Source organism: Bacillus sp. ME78 (assembly GCF_903970865.1).
GTDB classification, from domain to species: domain Bacteria; phylum Bacillota; class Bacilli; order Bacillales; family Bacillaceae_G; genus Bacillus_A; species Bacillus_A cereus.
The window spans coordinates 22,961-44,377 of sequence record NZ_CAJCKK010000010.1 but is presented as its reverse complement, the minus strand read 5'-3'; the positions used below and the strand labels follow the sequence as shown (position 1 = coordinate 44,377).

Sequence of the window (21,417 nt, the reverse complement as noted above, 5' to 3'; positions counted from 1 at the left end):
ATTGTAGTAAAGTTGTCTTTGATTTTATAAAGTTTTTGGGAGCATCTCCCAATATAGGTGAAAAAATAATTATAGTATTAGTATTTACCGAAGCTTCTTCCAAATTCAATAGCGTTATTGTGGATGTTGTTGCCGTATTATTTTTGTTGATATATACCGCAGTAGGGCAGCAATTGTAATTGGACGTAAAAGGATGCGGAGGAGTAGCAGCTTCCTTTTGAAAGAAGGAGGAAAATATGATGGAGGATATTTTTGAATTCATAGGGAGATACGTAATTAAACCTATTATTAATTTAGTAAGATATCTTGTAATAGAGATTATAATTGAGGGCATAATAGAAGGCGTAATAAACGGTATAAGGAAATTACGTGATAAGTTGCGAAATTGGCGTGAAAGACGTTATTGGCGGTAGTGTAGCTGATGAGAGTGTGAAACAAAAACGTTATACAGAAGTTATGAAGAAGTTTAATGAAATGATAGCAAACCACCCGCATTTAGAATCTGTACTCGTTCCAATTGGTGATGGAATGACAATTTCTAAAGTGAAGAAATAATTATTATCTTACAAAAGTGTAATGTTCATGTCATGTTTTTGAATTTCTTCTTTAAGCTCTGGGCTTTAAGATAAGAATATAAGAAAAAACATATGAGGTGAAGGAAATGAAAAGATACATTGCACTATTTAGTATTTTAGTTGTATTCGCAAGCTTGTTAGTTGGTTGTGATTTAAACCGTATGGGTAAAGATGAGTACTACGTTCAAATTACAGTAGATGGAAAAGAAGTTCATAGTAAAGCTGATAATGGTCAAAAATTTAAAGATTATGAATATAAGTTGACTGGCTTTGATAAAGACGGTAAAGAGAAAGAATTAGAATTTACAGCTCAAAAAAATCTTCGTAAAGAAGCATTCCTACGCGTATATCACTCAGATAAAAAAGGTGTATCAGCTTGGGAAGAAGTAAAGAAAGACGAGCTTCCAGCGAAAGTGAAAGAAAAATTAGGCGTGAAATAAGACAGATAGAAAAGGAATTGACGAACAGGGTCAATTCCTTTTTTTGCTTTCAAATTCTTCTTCTGAAATGACTTTAAATCCGTGTCTTTTAAATAAAGCAGTAGTTACCCCGTAACCAGTTTGCTTATTGCCATTAAATTCACCAGTGTAAATCGTAGAACTGCCACAAGATGGACTACGTTCCTTTAAAATAATATATTCTGGGTGTAAATTTTTAATTTGTTCTAATGCTTTATAAGCACCATTTACGAAAGCTTCTGTGACATCTTCACCATCTTTTGTCATCACTTTCGCTTTTCCGTCCAAAACGTCGTCGCCATTCCCGCCAATAATTTCAGCAGAAGGACGAGGTGTTGGCAGTCCTCCTAATACTTCAGGACAAATGAGGACTGTATCTTCTTTTTGTAGTAGCTCCTCTATTTTTGAAACGAGATTGTCATTTCCGTCATATCGACAAGCTATACCACCTAAACAAGCGCTAATTACGATCATATTTTCATCTCCATTAAAAAAATATTAAATTCCACGCCAAATTCTCTTCCTGCCTCTTACTTATAAATGAGGTGATATAAATGGGAAGCTTATATAATTTAATGAAACCATACAGTGAATTTCGAAGTAAAGAAGAGTTTAATACATATCAAAAACAAGTTTTGAAGTGCTATCGATTTCAATTGAATAAAACGGATGCTACCATTATTCATTTTTTAGGAAAGTATGCGGTGAATGAGAAACAAAAAACAGTAGGAGTCGCCTGTCCGTTAATGGAGACGATTGCGAAGAATGTTGGAAAGAGTATTCGTACAGTACGCCGTTCAATTGCAAAGTTAGAGGAACTAGGAATTATAAAGCGTGTTGCAACAAAAGAAAGACATAAGCGCGGCGGGTATAGTGCGAACTTATATATTTTTCTTATATCTGCAATTGACCGCATGGATGACCGTATGAAAATGTCCGCATGTGAAAGTGAGGATTATACAGCTGGCTGTAGCGGAAAGGAGCAAAAAAGCGAAAGGGAAACAATTCTTTCTAAAAACATTCCACAAATAAAAGAGAAAAGAAAAATAACGTACGAGCTTGATGAGACATATTGCCGTCATGATATACCGAAGCCTTTTATATACGCACTGGTACCGATGACGAGTAATCCGCAGAAAATTAATATATTTTGGAGTAAGGTCGAGCTTGCGTATAAAAAGAGCGGGTTACTAGAACAAGGTGTTTTACTAGAGCAAATATTAGCTGATGAAGAAGTGTATGGAAATTTCATTTGGCGAGTGAAGAGTGTTGTGAGAGCTTATAAATATGGGGAAATCCGTAAAAATGTGAAGGCACTTTTATATAGTACAGTGCGAGATCTATTTTTAGAGGTTGGATTAGAGTGGGGAGCTGCATTAAGGAGAAGTAAGGGGATAGTGCTGTTTGAACCATTTAAAAAAGAGCCATGCGTATAATACATGACTCCAAGTAGCTAGTCGAACTTTCTTACAACTGGAACACGAATCGCTACAAATAGTACGAAGACGATAACAGCAATTGCACCGCTTTTCATAACGGTTACGATTGGAATTTCCATTGCAAGTGCGATTGATGTGAATGCATAAGAGAGCGGGATAAAGCCCATTGATGATAGCATAAGTAAGCTCATTACGCGTCCCATCATTTCCTCTTTTACTGTCGATTGAATCATCGCCATAAGCGGAACGATAGCCATTGCGATTGTAATACCGTAAAACATGCCGGCTAATAATGCTTGCCAAAGTACGGTGCTAAAGTTGATGGATAAGAAGAATACACCAGACAGTAGCATCATGATAATGCAAAATAGTCCGCGTCTACGATTAATATTTTTTAAACCGACAATGATAGCGCCTATTGCCATTCCGCCGCCTACAGATGCTTCTAAGTAACTGAAATGGAGCGAGTCACCGTGCAGAACATTTTTAACGAAAAGCGGGAAACCGACTTGCATCGGACCAATTAAAAATAAATTTAAAAAGGCGCTACAAAGAAGGAAAGTTGAAAGGAATGGCGATTCCTTTACATATAAGATTCCTTCTTTAATGGAAGTGAACATACCTTTATCTGTATCTTTTAGTTCTGGCATCGTAAATTGTATTTTTTGAACGAGTATGGCTGCGACAATCAGTAATAAAATTGTAATAGAAAATATTGTCTCGTAGTTTGTAAATTTGATCAGAATTCCGCCAAGTACAGGGCCTAAGATGACCGATGCTTGGTTCGTCATTTGTGTAAGTGAATTCGCTTGTGTTAACCGGCTTTTTTCTACCAATTCAGGTAAGATAGATCCATCTGCTGACCAGAAAAAAGCATCAGCAAGTCCAAAGAATAAAGCGAATAAAGCAAATGTATATAGTGTTACATCACCAACGATAAACCATGTGAGAATGGTTGCGACAAGAATCGCTCGAATAATATTGGAGTAAAACATAATGTTTTTTTTCGGGAATTTATCAGCTACAGCGCCGCCGATAATCATAAAAATAAGCCTTGGAACACTAAGAGCTACGAAAACAACACCGAGTGAAGCTTCAAGGTTTAATGTTTTTGCTATGTACCACGTTTGTGAAAAAGTAAAAAAGGCTAAAGCAAAGCTTGAAAAAAGAGTAGCTGCCCAAAGAAAAAGGAAATTCGTATTTTTTAATAACGGTTTTCCGCTTCCTTCTAAAGCAGTTTTATTTTGTTGTAGTTCCTCCATATTGCTTCCTTTCTATGTGACAAATTTAAACTAAAAAACCAGTAAACGCCCGATTGGTGAGGGCTAATACTTAATGGGAGATGCCCCCACTGATTATAGTTTCACTTTATACAGTTTCTAATATTTCTATACTGCACTTTCTCATTGTAGACAATAATAATGAATTTGCCCAGTAGCTATTTAACGACAAAAAAAGATGCCGAATGGGCATCTTTTTTTAGGCTAACGCAATATAAATATCCAATTGTGCATGATTTGGATCTAATGCTCTTTCGTCGTAAAGCTCGAAGTCTGTTGTGAAGGCACGTTTATTTTCTTTCGACCATTGCCAAATATATTCCCAAGCTTCGCAAACGACTTCAGCAACTGGTCCCTTTCTCGTTGTAAATACCGCATACGTAGCGGCAGGTATTGTTAAAGTTGTCATATTTTCAGGAACATCTTCTAATGAAGAAACGGGCATACCGATTGTAAATGTATATGTACCGGTTTCATCTGATTCGTAGTTTGAGTAGAAAGCGAATGTTTCTTTCGTTTGTTGATTTGGGATGTGATGCATCATTTGTTCTTGAAAGTATCGGTTCCAAAGCTCGGGAATGTTTCCTTCAGTAGATGCCTCTTTTTCGTTAGTCGTCGTAATCGAAACGCCGATTGCTTGGAAAGCTTCTTTTTTTACGATAATGGGTTCGTTTATCATTAACAATTCCTCCTCTAAATTAAGAACATACGTTCTTTGATAATGTAACATATTTTTACATGTATCGGTTATTATTTTTTGAAAATTTTAATCATAAACAACAAACTGAAATAACTAAAAAATGGTAAAAATTCTATTGTATGTATGAATAGGTTAGGGAGTATGTTAAGATTTTTATGTATCCTTTAACTGTTATATAAGCCTATACAGTAGAGTGTTTTTACTATATTAAAAAATGGTAAAGGTTTGTATAAGTGTCCGATATATATGCTATTTTTGATAAATTAAAATAGTAATATTCTATGAGATTTATATTGTTGAAATTGGGATTTCAACGATACATTTTCGTAGGGCGGATTGTTGCGAGTGGATATATATTGCTATGCCTCCGGCTACTAAATGAAAGGGTTACTGAAATTAAGTAGACGGATAGCAAGTATATAGAAAGGAGAAAGGTAGAAAATATGAAGCAAGTATTGAAGTGTTTTAATGTCGTAACGATGATCACACTTCTCCTATCCATCATATTGCCTTCACCCAGTGCTTTTGCTACAGAGATAAATAAAAAAAGCTGGGATGAGTTACAAGGAAATGATGTGAAAATTAAGGCAGAGCAAGTAAATGCTGAAATATATAAGGGAGAAGTAGCGAAGAGGGAGCACGTATTTCAATATACGATTGAAAATACGGGAGCTACACCAATTCAAGAATTGGTGCTTAAACAAAATAATGAAAATGAAATTACGTTCTCTTCGCAATCTGTGAAAGTAAACGGAGAGAAGTTACCTGAAAATAAGGTAGCGGATTTCTATGTAGAGGAAAAAGATAAGGGAGGAAAGGTTCTTTCTTCTAATCTTAAAATTAAAGATTTAAAATCACATGAAAAAATGACTGTGTTAATAAAAGCTCGTCGTGCACAACATTTTAATAAAGAGTATAAGCAAAAAATTAGTGTGCAAAAGGATCAACTACAAATAGGAAACATGTCTGTAGATGTTGAAGGGCTTCCTTCTGAAGAGAAGTTAGAAGCTAATACCGATGATGAGGCTGACAGTAGTAAGAAAGCTATCGGATCAACAACTGATTCAAAAGCTAAAGAAGTGGATGCAAAAGTATCTGCAGAGGATAAAAATAAACTTGCACCAAAAACAGAAATAGAGAAGATAAAACAACCTGAAGCTGAGAAGCAACTAGAAAAAGAGAAAAAGCAATCACCTTTAGCAGTAAAGCAGAGCGATGCAAAAGTACAAGCTGCATCAGAGAATGCTTCGAAGGTTCAAATCCAAACAGGAGATAAACAAGGGTTTGGAGATCCACTGTATTCTACAATTGCTCCTGGTAATTTAGTACAGACTGGTAATGTGACGCTTGGTTTGACAACTGATCATTATGACAGACAAAGTATGGGTTATAAAACGAATAAAATGACTGTGGACGTTGATAACGATGATAGTACTTTTAATTCGTCAACAGGTGCATTTCCTAATATTCCTGCCGGAAGTAAAGTGAAAAAGGCTTACTTATTCTGGACAGCAGCAATGGGGTTACCAGGAAATATTGCTGATAGAAAGGTTACCGAGGATCAAGTAAGGCAACCAGTCAAAATGAAAATGGGAAATAAAGAATATGCAGATGTAACTGCTGATAGCATACGAAAAGCGGATAGCTTACCTTTTATTTCTAATTACTCAGGTGCTGGTGCTGGTTATGTTGCATATGCGGATGTAACAAATGTAATTGCGCAGCAAGGGATTTCTCAAACGTTGACAGTTGCAAATGTGCCACAAATTAAAGATGTAACAGGTGGCGGCTATTACTGGGGCAACTGGAATCTTATATTAGTTTATGAAAACTATAAAGAAACAGTAAAAGACATGAAGATTTGGGAAGGGCTAGTCTCTCAAAAAAGTACAGCCTGGACAGATATTAGTGTTAATAAAATAAATACACCAAAAGAAGGTGCTTTTAAGGCGAAATTTAGTTATTTTTCATCGCAAGGTGATCCAGCTGAGAAAGATGGATATGCATATGATTATGGAGAATATGATTTTGGTGCTGGATATATAAAGATAAAAAATATTAACGGTAAAGATAATGATGCGAATGATTCGTCTATGACAGAAGTACAAGTAGACGGTACTAACGAGTTTGTTACGAAAAAATATCCAGGATATAATCCGGATTGGACGAATTCATTCAGTACTGACATTCATACGTATCATCTTGAAGGACCGAATCAAGTAAAAAATGATTTAAAAGAAGCAAAAATGCGTTTTAGAGCAAATAGTGGCTATGGTGATATTTACGTATTAAATAACGCTACATTTGTTACAGAACATAATGCTCCAAACTTACAAGTTGATAAAAAGGCGTTAGATAGTGCTGGTAAAGAAGTTAAGGAAATTAAAGCTGGTGAAGAGTTTACGTATCAAATTGAAGTGAAAAATGATACGAAAAATAACCAAGCACCTGTATCTAATGTAAAAGGTTTTGATAAATTAGATGATCGTTTAGAGTATGTTCCGGAATCTATACAATATATTTCTGGAAGTAATAAAGGAAATAAAACAGATAATGCAAGCGATGATGAAGCGGAGTTTGTAAATAATCAAATTGATTTCCGTGTTGGTGAAGGTGCTAATGCTAAAGACGGCGGTGTTTTAAAGCCTGGTGAAAGTGCCATTATTACATTCAAAGTAAAAGTGAAAGCTTCTGTACAATCAGATACAACAATAAAAAATATCGTTGCTGTAAAGGGACAAGATAGTAGCGAGGTAAATTATGAAACTGCAGATGATGCAGATATTACGGTTACGACTCCAAAAGAGATCCCTGGAGAAATAGAAGCTAAAAAAATAGCATCTAATAAAACACCGAAGCTAGGTGACGAGGTAGAGTATCGTATTACATTTAAAAATAAGACAAAAGATGGACGTCTAGATGTATTGACCATTGAAGATGAATTACCAAGCAATCTTGAATACGTGAAAGATAGTTTGAAAGCAGAAGGTGCAAAACCAGAGCCAGTAGAGCTGAAGTTTGAAAATGGAAAAGTAATTGCAAAGTATCCAGAAATTATGGATATGGAAGAAAGAAGTATCGTCTTTAAAACAAAAGTAAAAGAAACTGCAAAAATTGGTGAAGAAATTGTTAATAAAGCAACCGTTAGTGATAAAACAAATCCACCAAAGGATTTAGAAGAGAAGATTACACCACAGCATAAGGCTGGTAAAATTGCTGCAAAGAAAAAAGCAACAAATAAAAAGCCGAAGCTAGGAGAAGAAGTTGAATATCAAATTAGCTTCAAAAATACGGTGGAAAACGGAAAACTAGATGCAGTTACAATAGAAGATGAAATTCCAGCTAACTTAGAATTTGTTCAAGGCAGTGAGCGAGCTGAAGGTGCTGAACCAAATCCAGTAGAGTTAAAAGTAGAAAATGGTAAGGTAATCGCCAAATATCCAGAGATTATGGATACAAAAGAGCGAAGCATTGCCTTTAAAGTGAAAGTAAAAGAAGAGGCAAAAGCCGGAGAAACAATTGTTAATAAAGCGGTTGTGAGTGAGCCAAATGGACAAACTGAGCATCCAGAAGAAAAGATTACGCCGGATTATAAATACGGTAAAGTGGATGTTGAAAAAAGCGTAACGAATCAAACACCAAAACTAGGAGAAGAAGTGGAATACCGAATTACATTTTATAATACGGTAGAAAACGGAAAACTAGAAAAGGTGCTAGTAGAAGATACACTACCTAAAGGTGTTGAATACGTGAAAGATAGTTTGAAAGCTGAAGGTATAAAACCAGAGCCAGTAGAACTAAAAGTGGAAGACGGCAAAGTAATGGCAAAGTATCCAGAAATTACGGATACAGAAAAAAGAAGTATTGTTTTTAAAGTGAAAGTAAAAGATTCGGCAAAAGTAGGGGAGGCAATCGTAAATAAAGCAATTGCAAAAGATCCGAAAAATGAGCCTGTTGAATCGAAGGTTGTTATTACACCGCAAAGTAAAAAAGGTGAAGTTGCTGCTACAAAGGTAGTTAATAATAAGAAACCGAAGCTAGGCGAGGAAATCGAGTACCGCATTAGTTTTCATAATACGGTTGAGAACGGAAAACTAGAAGAGGTGCGAGTGGAAGATACAATTCCAAAAGGTCTTGAATATGTAGAAAATAGTATCAAGGCCGAAGGAGAAGCACCTGGACCAGTAGAATTAGCTGTTGAAAATGGAATAGTCAAAGCTAAGTATATCGATATTATGGATATGAAAGAAAGAAGTATCGTCTTTAAAGTAAAGGTGAAGGAAGAAGCAAAAGTAGATAAAGAGATTGTCAATAAAGCAATTGTTGATGATACGAAAAATCCACCGATTGAGCCGGAAGAAAGAATTACTCCGCAATATAAGGATGGAATAATTGATTCGAAGAAGACAGTAGATAATCCATCACCAAAACTAGGAGAAGAAGTAGAATACCGAATTAGCTTTAAAAATACGGTAGAAAACGGAAAACTAGAAAAGGTAACGATAGAGGATACAATTCCTAACGGTTTAGAGTATGTAAAAGGCAGTGAAAAGGCTGAAGGTGATAAACCAGCTCCATTAAAGTTAAGTGTGAAAGATGGAAAAGTCATTGCTGAATACGAAAATATTACGGATATGAAAGAAAGAAGTATTGTCTTTAAGGTAAAGGTGAAGGAAGAAGCGGAAGTAGGTAAGGAAATCATTAATAAGGCAATTGTTGATGATATGAAACATCCGAAAGAACCAGAAGCAAAAATCACACCATTACACAAAGATGGAAAAATTAAAGCGAAGAAAATCGTAAATAATGAAACACCGAAGTTAGGAGAAGAAGTAGAATACCGAATTAGTATGAAAAATACGGTTAAGTACGGAAAGCTAACAGACGTGATAATAGAGGATACTCTACCAGAAGGTTTAGAGTATGTAGAAAATAGTTTGAAAGCAGAAGGTGCCGGAACAGATTTAGTAGAGCTGAAATTTGAAAACGGTAAGGTAATGGCAAAATATCCAGAAATTACGGATACAGAAGAAAGAAGTATCGTTTTTAAAGTGAAAGTAAAAGAAGGAGTAACAGTCGGTAAAAAAATCATTAATAAAGCAACTATTGATGATTCGCAAAATAAGCCAGTTAATCCGACTGCGGAAATTATTCCTCAGTATAAAGATGGAAAAATTGAAGCGAAAAAGATGGTAGATAATGAAACGCCGAAGTTAGGAGAAGAAGTGGAATACCGAATCAGCTTTAAAAATACGGTAGAACATGGAAAGCTAACAGAGGTAAAAATAGAAGATGATTTACCAAATGGATTAGAGTATGTGAAAGATAGTGTAAAAGCAGAAGGTTCTAAGCCAGATCCAGTGGAATTGAAATTTGAAAACGGTAAGGTAATGGCAAAGTATCCTGAGATTACAGATACAAAAGAGAGAAGTATTACCTTTAAAGTGAAAGTAAAAGGTAAAGTGAGCGATTCAATTGTTAATGAAGCGATTGTGAGCGATACGAAACATCCGCCAGAAACACCGACAGCAGAAATTATTCCGCAACATAAAGACGGAAAAGTGAAAGCGAAGAAGACGGTAAATAATGAAACGCCGAAGTTAGGAGAAGAAGTAGAATACCGAATTAGTATGAAAAACACGGTAGAAGACGGAAAACTAGCAGAGGTGAAAATAGAAGATACTTTACCAGAAGGTGTAGAATATGTAGAAAATAGTGTAAAAGCAGAAGGTTCTAAGCCGGATCCAGTAGAATTAAAATTTGAAAATGGTAAGGTAATGGCGAAGTATCCAGAGATTACGGATACAGAAGAAAGAAGTATCACTTTTAAAGTGAAAGTAAAAGATGAAGTGAAAGTCGGTAAAAAAATCGTCAATAAAGCAATTATTGATGATACGAAAAATGAGCCAGAAACACCGACGGCAGAAATTACTCCACAGCATAAAGACGGAAAAGTGGAAGCGAAGAAAACGGTAAATAATGAAACGCCGAAGTTAGGAGAAGAAGTGGAATACCGAATTAGCTTTAAAAATACGGTAGAAAACGGAAAGCTAGCAGAGTTAAAAATAGAAGACGATTTACCAAATGGATTAGAGTATGTGAAAGATAGTTTACGAGCAGAAGGTTCTAAGCCAAATCCGGTAGAACTGAAAGTGAAAGATGGAAAAGTAATCGCAAAATATCCAGAAATTACGGATCTAGAAGAAAGAAGTATCGTCTTTAAAGCAAAAGTAAAAGAAGAATTTAAGGTTGGTGAAGGCATTGTCAATAAAGTAGTTGTTGATGATACAAAAGATCCAACAACTTCAGAAGTAACAATTACGCCAGAATATAAAGACGGTAAGCTTAAAGCGGAGAAATTTGTAAACAATAAAAAACCGAAATTAGGAGAAGAAGTAGAATACCGAATTAGTTTTAAAAACACGGTAGAAAACGGAAAACTAGTAGAGGTTACAGTAGAAGATGAAATTCCAGCTGGATTAGAGTATGTAGAGAACAGTTTACAAGCAGAAGGATCTAAGCCTAGTCCAGTAGAATTGAAATTTGAAAACGGTAAGGTAATGGCAAAGTATCTAGAAATTACCGATACAAAAGAAAGAAGTATTATCTTTAAAGTGAAAGTAAAAGAAGAGGTAGAAATAGGTAAGGAGATTGTTAATAAAGCAATCGTAGTAGATACAAAAAATAAGCCAGAAGAGCCTCATGTGGAAATTACTCCGCAATATAAAGATGGTAAAATTGTTGCGCAGAAAGTAGCAAATAATCATAAACCGAAACTAGGAGAAGAAGTAGAATACCGGATTAGTTTTAAAAACACGGTAGAAAACGGAAAACTAGCAGAGGTAAATATAAAGGATACATTACCAAATGGTTTAGAGTATGTAGAAGGAAGCATCACAGCAGAAGGTTCTAAACCGAATCCAGTAGAGCTACAGGTGAAAAATAATAAGGTAATGGCAAAGTATCCAGAAATTACAGATACAGAGGAAAGAAGCATTGTCTTTAAAGCGAAGGTAAAAGAAAGCGTAAAAGTGGGAGAAGAAATCGTAAATAAGGCAATTATAGATGATACAAAGAATCTGCCAGAAGAGCCTTATGTACCGATTACACCACAATATAAAGATGGGAAAATTGAGGCAAGAAAAGAAGTAAGTAATCATGAACCGAAGTTAGGTGAGGAAATCGAATATCGAATTATTTTTAATAATACGGTGAAAGATGGAAAACTAGCAGAGGTAAAAATTGAGGATGAAATTCCAGCTGGATTAGAGTTTGTAGAAGGAAGCGAAAAGGCTGAAGGTGAAGAGCCAAAACCAGTGGAGTTGAAAGTAGAAAATGGTAAGGTAATGGCAAAGTATTCAGAGATTATGGATACGAAAGAAAGAAGTATCGTCTTTAAAGTGAAGGTGAAAGATTCAGTTGCAATAGGTAAAGACATTACAAATAAAGCGATTATCCATGTTGATGATCCGAACCATCCAGTAATTGATCCGACAGCAAAAATTACACCGCAATATAAAGACGGTAAAATTGCTGCTCATAAAAAGGTGAATAATCATAAACCGAAGCTAGGGGAAGAAATCGAATACCGAATTTCATTTAATAATACGGTGAAAGATGGAAAGCTGGCAGAGGTAAAAATTGAGGATGAAATTCCGTCTGGTTTAGAGTATGTGAAAAATAGTCTAAAAGCAGAAGGTGATAAGCCAGCCCCAGTAGAGTTGAAAGAAGAAGCTGGTAAGGTTAGTGCGAAGTATGAAAATATCACTGACGTGAAAGAAAGAAGTATTATCTTTAAAGTGAAGGTGAAAGATTCTGTTGAAGTGGACAAAGTAATTGTAAATAAAGCAATTGTTGATGATACAAAAAATCCACCAGAGCGACCGGAAGTAGATATTACACCGCAGCATAAAGACGGTAAAATTAAAGCTGATAAAAAGGTAAATAAAAAAGATCCAAAGCTAGGAGAAGAAGTAGAGTACCGAATTAGTTTTAAAAATACGGTAGAAAACGGAAAACTAGCAGAAGTGAAAATTGAGGATGAAATTCCGTCTGGTTTAGAGTATGTGAAGGATAGTTTAAAATCAGAAGGTAATGAGCCAGCGCCAGTAGAGTTAAAAGAAGAAGCTGGGAAAATTACAGCGAAGTATGAAAATATTACTGATACAGCTGAGCGTAGTATTAGCTTTAAAGTGAAAGTAACGGAAGTAGCAAAAGTCGGTAAGAAAATCGTGAATACGGCAATTGTGGATGATGACAATCCGAAGAATCCTCCGCAAAAACCAGAAGCGATTATTACGCCGGAGTATAAGGACGGAAAACTAAAAGCTGAGAAAACAGTAAATAATCCAGCTCCAAAATTAGGAGAAGAAGTAGAGTATCGAATTACTTTCCGTAACGTAGTAGAGCATGGAAAAGTAGCGAAGGTGAAGATTAAGGATGAATTACCAACTGGCTTAGAGTTTGTAGAAGGTAGTGAAAGAGCCGAGGGAGAGAATCCGAAACCGTTGTATGTGAAAGTGAAAAACGGAATCGTCCTTGCGGAATATCCAGAAATTACGGATATGAAAGAAAGAAGTATCGTCTTTAAAGTGAAAGTGAAAGAAAAAGCTAAAGTAGGCGAAGAGATTGTGAACAAGGCGATTGTGGAAGATACAATAAATCCACCAGAGCAACCGAATATCTCTATTCAGCCTCAATATAAAGATGGTGCATTACAAGTAGAAAAAACAGTAAGTAATCATGAACCAAAGTTAGGAGAAGAAGTAGAATATCGAATTAGCTTTGAAAATACGGTAGAGAACGGAAAACTAACTGAGGTAAAGGTAGAAGATGAAATTCCAGCCGGTTTAGAATACGTACAAGATAGTATAAAGTCTGATGGGCCGGAACCACATCCGGTGGAACTTAAAGTAGAGAATGGAAAAGTAACAGCAAAGTATCCAGAAATTACGGATACGAAAAAAAGAAGTATCATCTTTAAAGCGAAAGTACAAGAAACGGTACAAGTAGGAAAAGAAATTATAAACAAGGCGGTTGTGGATGATAATAATCCGACAAATCCACCGGTTGAGTCACTTGTACCAATTACACCGCAATATAAAGATGGGAAACTAGAGGCAAGGAAAGAAGTAAGTAATCATGAACCAAAGCTAGGGGAAGAAATCGAATATCGAATTACTTTTAACGGCATAGTAGATGGCGGGAAGTTAGTTGATGTAAAGATTGAAGATGAAATTCCGTCTGGTTTAGAGTATGTGAAAGATAGTCTGAAGGCTGTAGGTGATAAGCCTGTACCAACAGAACTTAAAGTTGAGAATGGAAAAGTAATAGTAAAGTATCCAGAAATTACGGATACGAAAGAAAGAAGTATCATCTTTAAAGTAAAGGTAAAAGAATCAGTAAAAGTTGGAGAGGAAATAACAAATAAAGCGATTATTCACGTAGATGATCCAAATCATCCAGTTATGGAACCGACAGCGACAATAAAGCCAGAATATAAAGATGGTAAGGTAAAAGCAACGAAGACAGTAAGTAATAAAGAACCGAAGCTAGGAGAAGAAATCGAATACCGAATTAGCTTTGAAAATACGGTAGAAAACGGAAAATTAGCTGAGGTAAAGGTAGAAGATGAAATTCCAGCCGGTTTAGAGTACGTGCAAGATAGTATTCGATTTGAAGGGGCTGAACCAAATCCAGTAGAGTTAAAAATGGAGTTTGGAAAAGTAATAGCGAAGTATCTAGAAATTACAGATACGAAAGAACGTAGTATTATTTTTAAAGCGAAGGTAAAAGCAGCACCAAGTAAAGGGATAACAAATAGAGCGACAGTGGACGATAGAATAAATCCACCACTTGAGCCTACAGTTACAATTTTACCGAAAACAAAAGAAGATTTTAAGATACCAGAAGATCCGAAAGAACCAGAAGTGAAACCGGAGGATCCGAAAGAACCGAAGGAGCCAGAAGTGAAACCGGAGGATCCGAAAGAACCGAAGGAGCCAGAAGTGAAACCAGAGGATCCGAAAGAACCGAAGGAGCCAGAAGTGAAACCGGAAGATCCGAAAGAACCGAAAGAACCAGAAGTGAAACCGGAAGATCCGAAAGAGCCGAAGGAACCAGAAGTGAAACCGGAAGACCCGAAAGAACCGAAGGAGCCAGAAGTGAAACCGGAAGATCCGAAAGAACCGAAAGAGCCAGAAGTGAAACCGGAAGACCCGAAAGAGCCGAAGGAGCCAGAAGTGAAACCGGAAGACCCGAAAGAGCCGAAGGAGCCAGAAGTGAAACCGGAAGATCCGAAAGAGCCGAAGGAGCCAGAAGTGAAACCGGAAGATCCGAAAGAGCCGAAGGAGCCAGAAGTGAAACCGGAAGATCCGAAAGATCTGAAGAAACCGGAAGTAAGACTGGAAAAGTTAAATAAAGACCCGCAAGTAAAAGTAGAAAAAGAATTACCGAAAACAGGGGCAGCACATCCATGGATGATGTCAGTTGGTGCGGGAATTTCATTCTTAGTTGGCGGAGTATTATTCGTATTAGGTAGAAGAAGAAAACAATAATTTTTGTAGACGAAAAGCACACTGAGTTCGATAGTTTATCGAATTCAGTGTGCTTTCGTGGTATATAAAATAAAAGCTCCTTCCGCGTATGGAAGGAGCTTTTATTTTTACATATTAAAACATGCTTGAGCTATGCATTGGTTGAAGTTTTGCATTTGGATCGAAGTAAGCTTTTGCATTGTTTACTGCTGTCGGTGCTTCGCCAAATCCACAAGCGATAAGTTTTACTTTTCCTTCATATGTACAAATGTCACCAGCAGCGTAAATGCCAGGAATATTTGTTTCCATTTTTGAATTCACAAGGATGCTATTTTTTTGTATATCTAAGCCCCAGTTTTTAATTGGGCCAAGAGAGGAAACGAAGCCGTAGTTTACAATTACATCATCAACATCGATGATAACTTTTTCTTCAGTTTTTACGTGCTGAAGAACGACTTGTTCAATTTTGTCATCACCAATGAGTTCAACTGGAACATACGGTGTACTTACTTCTGCATGAGAATTCATTAAGTTTTCGACGCTATGTTCATGTGCGCGGAATTTATCACGGCGATGAACGATTGTAACTTTGTCAGCAATCGGTTCTAACATCATCGTCCAGTCTACTGCTGAGTCGCCACCGCCAAATACTACGACGCGCTTGCCAGCAAATTTATTCATATCATCAACGAAATAATGTAAGTTTTTCTTTTCGTATTTTGCTGTACCTTCTAATTCTAAGCGGCGTGGTTGGAAAGCACCATTGCCGGCAGTAATAATGACTGATTTAGAATAGTGAGTTTGTTTATTCGTAACAAGTTTAAATATACCATCAGCTTGTTTTTCAAGCGTATCAACAGCTTCTTCTAAGCAAATGGTTGGATCAAATTTCTTCATTTGCTCTTTTAAGTTATCAACTAATTCTTGTGCGCGCACTTTTGGAAATCCAGCTACATCATAAATGTATTTTTCAGGGTAGAGTGCGGATAATTGTCCTCCAAGTTGAGGTAAGCTTTCAATGATTTTTACACTTGCTTGTCTCATCCCGCCATAAAATGCTGTGAATAGTCCTGTTGGACCACCACCAATAATTGTTATGTCGTAAACTTTTTGATTTTCTGCCACTTTCATTCCCCCTATAGATGGAATTTTGATATTGATTTCATATATTGTTCATATGTACACGAAAATCCTGCAAATGATGACACTTTCAAATAAATGATAGCATATTTGAGTTCATAATACTTCTGAAAACGACTGAATTGTGTGTAAGTTTTCGCATAGATGCTTTTTGTATTGTATAAAATATACAGAAAGGAAAATACATGAAAAAAAGGCTGAAAAACCCTTGAAAACGCTATGTTATTTTAAAATATTGATAATTCTCCAGAAGCTTGAATTCTGGAATAAAACCGACTAATATAGGGAAGTATTATGTTAAATTTCTATGACAAAATTCGTACGATTTTTTGACTGCGTTTTGTTATGATATAGAATGTGATAAATTCCACATTCTTGACAAATAGAGTTTTTAGTACTTGGTATTATTTCTCATTACTATTATATAAAGAAAAGGGTTGTGATTTGGTGAAGACTCCAAAAATCGTAGTTTTAGGTGCAGGTTATGGCGGGATGATTACGACTGTTCGTCTGCAAAAAGCATTATCTGTAAATGAAGCTGAAATTACGTTAGTAAACAACAACAGCTATCACTACCAAGCGACTTGGTTACACGAGAGCGCAGCTGGTACATTACAAGATGAAAAAATCTGTCTAGATATTCAAGACGTTATTGATACAAATAAAGTGAACTTTGTACAAGACACAGTAGTAGAAATTAAAGCTGCTGAAAAACGTATTATCTTAAAAGACGGCGAGTTAGAGTATGACTACTTAGTAATCGGTCTTGGTTTCGAATCAGAAACATTCGGAATTACAGGATTAAAAGAGCATGCATTCTCAATCGCTAACATTAATGCAACTCGTGAAATTCGTGAGCATATGGAAGCTAGTTTCGCTAAATATGCAGATGAAAAGCGCGATGAGTTAGTAACAATCGTTGTTGGTGGTGCTGGATTTACTGGTATCGAGTACGTAGGTGAGCTTGCAAACCGTGTTCCTGAACTTTGCAAACAGTACAATGTACCACGTGAAAAAGCACGTATCATCTGTGTAGAAGCTGCTCCAACAGCACTTCCAGGTTTCGATCCAGCATTAGTAGAATATGCTGTAAAACAACTTGAGAAAAAAGGCGTAGAATTCCGCATCGGTACAGCAATTAAAGAAGCAACTGAAGAAGGTATTATTGTTGCAAATGGTGATGATACTGAATTAATTAAGTCTGAAACAGTAGTTTGGGCTGCAGGTGTTCGTGGTAATGGTATTGTGGAAGAGTCTGGCTTTGAAGCAATGCGCGGACGTGTAAAAGTTGATGAGTACATGCACGCTCCAGGATACGAAGAGGTATTCATGGTTGGTGATGCAGCGTTAATCATTAACGAAGAAATTAACCGTCCTTACCCACCAACAGCACAAATTGCAATTCAACAAGGTTACAATATTGCACACAACTTAACTGTATTAGTTCGTGGCAAGGGCGAAATGAAAAAATTCGCATTCGATAATAAAGGATCTGTATGTTCTTTAGGTCATGACGATGCAATGGGCGTTGTTATGGGTAAAAAGTTAACAGGTTGGAAAGCTTCCTTCATGAAGAAAGTAATCGATAACCGCTACTTATTCTTATTAGGTGGACCTTTATTAGTTCTTAAAAAAGGTAAATTAAAGTTCTTTTAATATATAGTAGAAAAAGCAGAAACGGCTAAGCGCCGTTTCTGCTTTTTTTTTCATATAATACATGTTTTCGATATAACAATAGAAAGATGGGAGAAATGTTTTATTTGAACATTGCCTTATCATGAAATGGATGAATCCAATGTTTTATTTTCTTCATAATTACATTTGTGCATCTTGATATTTTTTTGTTAACAGTATATCGACAAAATGGGTTTTTTCACTTTTTGAAAAAAGGAAATTTCACAGCGAATTAAAAAGTATAGTATAATATATAGAAAAGAAAGAATATTCTGTCCGTTCGGATGGAGGAGGATGCATCATGGGGAAGCGCGGGAAAGTATGGTTAGCTGTTAGTGGCTTAGTAGCTACAAAAGATGGCAGGTGGCTATTCGTTAAGAAGAAATACAGTGGATTAAAAGGGAAATGGTCTTTACCGGCTGGTTTTGTAAATGAAGGTGAGACAGTTGATGAAGCTGTGAAACGCGAAGTGTTAGAAGAGACAGGCATTGTCGCTCATGTGAAGGGGATCATTGGTGTTCGATCGGGTGTTATTCGTGATGAAATTAGTGATAATATGATTATTTTCCTTTTGGAGCCTGAAGGAGAAAATATTATTGTACAGGAGAAAGAATTGTCTGAAGTGGCGTTCTTACATCCAGATAAGATTGCGGACGATCCGAATACGTCTGTACTTATTAAATATTTGTTAGAAGGAAGATCAGAACTACATCTTGAAGTGGACAAAACATTAAATCCAGGAGAACCATTTGGTTATACAGCCTATCACGTATTTACGGCACGTGCGAAGGAGAGGGAGAAAGAGTGAGTATACCGGTACTACTTATTTCAATGATGTTATTTTTTATTTTGTTCTTTGGAATTGGATTTTTACTCAATATGATTTTGCGAGCTACTTGGGTAATGGTTATTGTGTATCCGATTGTTTGTATGCTTATTATTAATAAAGCGAGTATGTGGGATTATTTTTCAAAACCGAAAGAAACATTTTCTTCATTTGGGACAAGTGTATCGCACTTAGGACAAGCAGACGTGTTTATTCTATCTACTGGATTAGTAGGGGCTGCTTTAGCAGGAGTCGTAATCAAGAAACTTCGGAAAAGCGGATATCAAATGTTTTAATCTCCAACTAAGTTGGAGATTATTTTTTGCATATTCCTTCATCGTATAGGGAATGATTAACGATGAAGGAGTGTGGAATATAAAAATGTTAAAACGATATTGTATTCGCATTATGATGACTTGTTTACTTGCATTTGCATTATGCGTAACATGGAAGGCTTTCACTGGAGTTTCTTTATTAGAGATTGTAAAGACATATGAAGGAATGAGTGCAAAAGAAGTACATGCAGCAGAAGTTAAGAGAAATGTTGCTCCGAGTAAAGCAGTGATAAATGCTTTAGAGCAGGCAAACGACTGGTCTAAATATCGTTCAATTGAAATGACTGCAACAGGTTATACATCGGGGATTGAGTCAACAGGTAAGAGGCCAGGGCATCCAGAGTATGGTATTACATATTCAGGTGTTAAAGTGAAAAGGGATTTATATTCCACAATTGCTGCGGACTTACGCGTATTCCCGATTGGAACGATTCTCTTCGTGCCAGGTTACGGGTATGGTGTAGTAGCTGATAAGGGCGGAGCAATAAAAGGAAACCGTCTTGATTTATATTATGATACGGTGAAAGATGTTTATAGCCAATGGGGTAAGAAAAAAGTAAATGTGTATGTAGTAAAAGTAGGAAAAGGTAAGTTTACAGAAGAAGAGTTAACGATGTTAAATCAAGACGAAACGATGCAAGTGTTTCGTGGTCAATATTTAAAGCAAAGATAGTCTAGTCGTAATTACGCTAGACTTTTTTTCTTGGCTTATTTCATAATAGAGGAGATTTTACACGTCATATAACTGTAGTTAGAATTGTCGCATTTTATCGAAAATAAAGTTATAATGGTGGTAGAGAAATTTAGGGGGTCTGAACATGTTTCAAGTACAAAAAGAATTAGCAGGTCACGAAGCAGTAATTGTCGCTTTATTTGAAGAAGAGAAAATGAGTAGTTTTGTACAAGAACTGGACAAAGCGTTTGAAGGACAATTACAAGTTTTACTAGAAGAGAAAGAATTATCTACGAAGAAAAAGGCCATTTCGAAAGTACATAGCTTAGGAAAAACAAATGTGAAACGTTATTACTTTGTTGGTTTAGGCAAGAAAGAGTCTTATACGACAGAAACGTTACGTGTGGCTCTTGGAAAAACGTTTAAAACACTACAAGCAGCAAAAGTACAAGATGCAGCAATCTTACTTGATTCTTTCGTAACAGAGAAATTAGACGCGATTGATGTCGCTCATATTGCAGCAGAGGTACAAGGCCTTGGTACATATGAATTACAAACGTATAAATCAGATAAAAAGGATCGTGTAGAGTTAGAGAAGTTCACGGCTATTACAGCGGAAGATGCACAAGAAATTGAAGCCGCATTAACAGTTGGCTACGTACATGGACGTGCAACAAATTCAGCTCGTACACTTGTAAATATGCCGCCAAACGTATTAACAGCGACAAAGCTTGCTGAGTATGCTGTTGAGTTAGCGGAGAAGTATGATATGGACTATAAAGTTCTTGAAAAAGAAGAGATGGAAGATCTTGGTATGGGTGCGTTACTTGCAGTAAACCAAGGTAGTACAGAGCCACCCAAAATGATTGCTCTTATTTATAAAGGAAAAGAAGAGTGGACAGATGTCATTGGATTCGTTGGAAAAGGTATTACATACGATACAGGTGGTTATTCTTTAAAACCACGTGAAGGCATGGTTGGTATGAAAGGTGATATGGGCGGTGCAGCTGCTGTATTAGGTGCGATGGAAATTATCGGAGAACTGCGTCCAGAACAAAATGTGATCGCTGTTATTCCTTCAACTGATAACGTTGTAAGTGGTACGGCATTTAAGCCAGACGATGTAATCACATCTATGAGTGGAAAAACAATTGAAGTATTAAATACGGATGCAGAAGGTCGTCTAGCTTTAGCTGATGGTATTACGTATGCGAAAAAACTTGGTGCAAACTACCTTGTTGATGTTGCAACATTAACAGGCGGTGTAATTGTTGCACTTGGAAACCATACGACAGGCGCAATGACAAATAATGAAGAGTTGTTTGAGCAAGTGCTAGAGGCTTCTATGGAAACAGATGAGCCAATTTGGCAACTACCGATTTTTGATCGTGATAAAGAACGTGTGAGAAATAGTAAGTTTGCTGATTTAAATAACTCACCAGGCCGTGAAGGACATGCGGTTATGGCAGGTACATTCCTAGGCGAATTCGCTGAAGATACACCGTGGGTACACTTAGATATCGCTGGAACATCAGAAACAAAAGGCGCGCACGACTTAGGTCCAGCTGGAGCAACTGGTGCAATGGTACGTACACTTGCAACACTTGTGGAGCGTTTCGGAGAAGAATAAGAGTATAAGTGAAGACTGTTCCAATATTTTGGAACAGTCTTCTTTTTTATAGGTTTGTTTATCCTGCTATTTGTCGGGCTGTAAGACCCACACCTCAAAATTCAGTGGAAGCAAAGAAGTGAGGTGGGGTTGCCCGTAAACGCTCGATTGGT

Annotated in this window: 13 protein-coding genes and 1 pseudogene; 10 read left to right on the top strand and 4 right to left on the bottom strand. The window is 36.5% G+C overall.

Translation table 11 applies throughout. From position 1 onward, the window contains the following. The first annotated feature begins 53 nt into the window (after positions 1-53). From H6481_RS28820 to H6481_RS13460, 3 genes and pseudogenes are all read left to right on the top strand, one after another. A pseudogene (locus tag H6481_RS28820) lies at positions 54-256 on the top strand (hypothetical protein). A gap of 113 nt (positions 257-369) precedes the next feature. Further along, a complete protein-coding gene (locus tag H6481_RS13465; protein WP_098852468.1) occupies positions 370-555 on the top strand; it encodes a methyltransferase in 186 nt (61 codons plus the stop codon). A 106-nt stretch (positions 556-661) separates the two neighbouring features. Next, positions 662-1,015: a YxeA family protein gene (locus tag H6481_RS13460; RefSeq protein ID WP_000833148.1), complete on the top strand. Its 354-nt coding sequence runs from the start codon at positions 662-664 to the stop codon at positions 1,013-1,015. 30 nt (positions 1,016-1,045) lie between these two features. Here H6481_RS13460 and H6481_RS13455 read toward each other — a convergent pair whose 3' ends face one another. After that, the gene (locus H6481_RS13455; RefSeq protein ID WP_000635489.1) at positions 1,046-1,507 is read right to left on the bottom strand and encodes a DUF523 domain-containing protein; all 462 of its coding nucleotides are present in this window, start codon (positions 1,505-1,507) and stop codon (positions 1,046-1,048) included. Positions 1,508-1,587: 80 nt separating this feature from the next. On the opposite strand from H6481_RS13455, the gene H6481_RS13450 reads away from it, so the two are divergent. Beyond that, complete coding sequence (locus H6481_RS13450; RefSeq protein ID WP_182812033.1) at positions 1,588-2,469, top strand: helix-turn-helix domain-containing protein; 882 nt, start codon at positions 1,588-1,590, stop codon at positions 2,467-2,469. Between the two features lie 17 nt (positions 2,470-2,486). On the opposite strand, the gene H6481_RS13445 is transcribed toward H6481_RS13450, so the two are convergent. Together H6481_RS13445 and H6481_RS13440 are read right to left on the bottom strand one after the other, a co-directional pair. Then, the gene (locus H6481_RS13445; protein ID WP_182812030.1) at positions 2,487-3,734 is read right to left on the bottom strand and encodes an MFS transporter; all 1,248 of its coding nucleotides are present in this window, start codon (positions 3,732-3,734) and stop codon (positions 2,487-2,489) included. A gap of 217 nt (positions 3,735-3,951) precedes the next feature. Then, a complete protein-coding gene (locus H6481_RS13440) occupies positions 3,952-4,431 on the bottom strand; it encodes a GyrI-like domain-containing protein (RefSeq protein WP_000606660.1) in 480 nt (159 codons plus the stop codon). A 464-nt stretch (positions 4,432-4,895) separates the two neighbouring features. On the opposite strand from H6481_RS13440, the gene H6481_RS13435 reads away from it, so the two are divergent. Continuing rightward, on the top strand, positions 4,896-15,008 hold the full coding sequence (locus H6481_RS13435; protein ID WP_182812027.1) for an isopeptide-forming domain-containing fimbrial protein: 10,113 nt from the start codon (positions 4,896-4,898) through the stop codon (positions 15,006-15,008). 114 nt (positions 15,009-15,122) lie between these two features. Here H6481_RS13435 and H6481_RS13430 read toward each other — a convergent pair whose 3' ends face one another. Next, positions 15,123-16,112, bottom strand: a complete 990-nt coding sequence (locus tag H6481_RS13430; RefSeq protein WP_182812024.1) for an NAD(P)/FAD-dependent oxidoreductase — start codon at positions 16,110-16,112, stop codon at positions 15,123-15,125. A 462-nt stretch (positions 16,113-16,574) separates the two neighbouring features. Here H6481_RS13430 and H6481_RS13425 point away from each other — a divergent pair, with 462 nt between their 5' ends. The 5 genes from H6481_RS13425 to pepA all read left to right on the top strand — a co-directional run bounded on the left by H6481_RS13425 (position 16,575) and on the right by pepA (position 21,265). Next, positions 16,575-17,783 (top strand): NAD(P)/FAD-dependent oxidoreductase, encoded by a 1,209-nt coding sequence (locus H6481_RS13425; RefSeq protein WP_000856602.1) that lies wholly within the window; start codon positions 16,575-16,577, stop codon positions 17,781-17,783. A 319-nt stretch (positions 17,784-18,102) separates the two neighbouring features. Further along, positions 18,103-18,609 carry an NUDIX domain-containing protein gene (locus H6481_RS13420; RefSeq protein ID WP_000517993.1) on the top strand — a complete coding sequence of 169 codons (507 nt, stop codon included), beginning with the start codon at positions 18,103-18,105 and terminating at the stop codon, positions 18,607-18,609. Continuing rightward, the gene (locus tag H6481_RS13415) at positions 18,606-18,923 is read left to right on the top strand and encodes a YuiB family protein (protein WP_000027016.1); all 318 of its coding nucleotides are present in this window, start codon (positions 18,606-18,608) and stop codon (positions 18,921-18,923) included. The genes H6481_RS13420 and H6481_RS13415 overlap by 4 nt, the downstream gene beginning before the upstream one ends. 85 nt (positions 18,924-19,008) lie before the next feature. Then, on the top strand, positions 19,009-19,635 hold the full coding sequence (locus H6481_RS13410; RefSeq protein WP_142340464.1) for a 3D domain-containing protein: 627 nt from the start codon (positions 19,009-19,011) through the stop codon (positions 19,633-19,635). A 145-nt stretch (positions 19,636-19,780) separates the two neighbouring features. After that, positions 19,781-21,265: a cytosol aminopeptidase gene (gene pepA / locus H6481_RS13405; RefSeq protein ID WP_000487953.1), complete on the top strand. Its 1,485-nt coding sequence runs from the start codon at positions 19,781-19,783 to the stop codon at positions 21,263-21,265. The last annotated feature ends 152 nt before the right edge of the window (positions 21,266-21,417 follow it).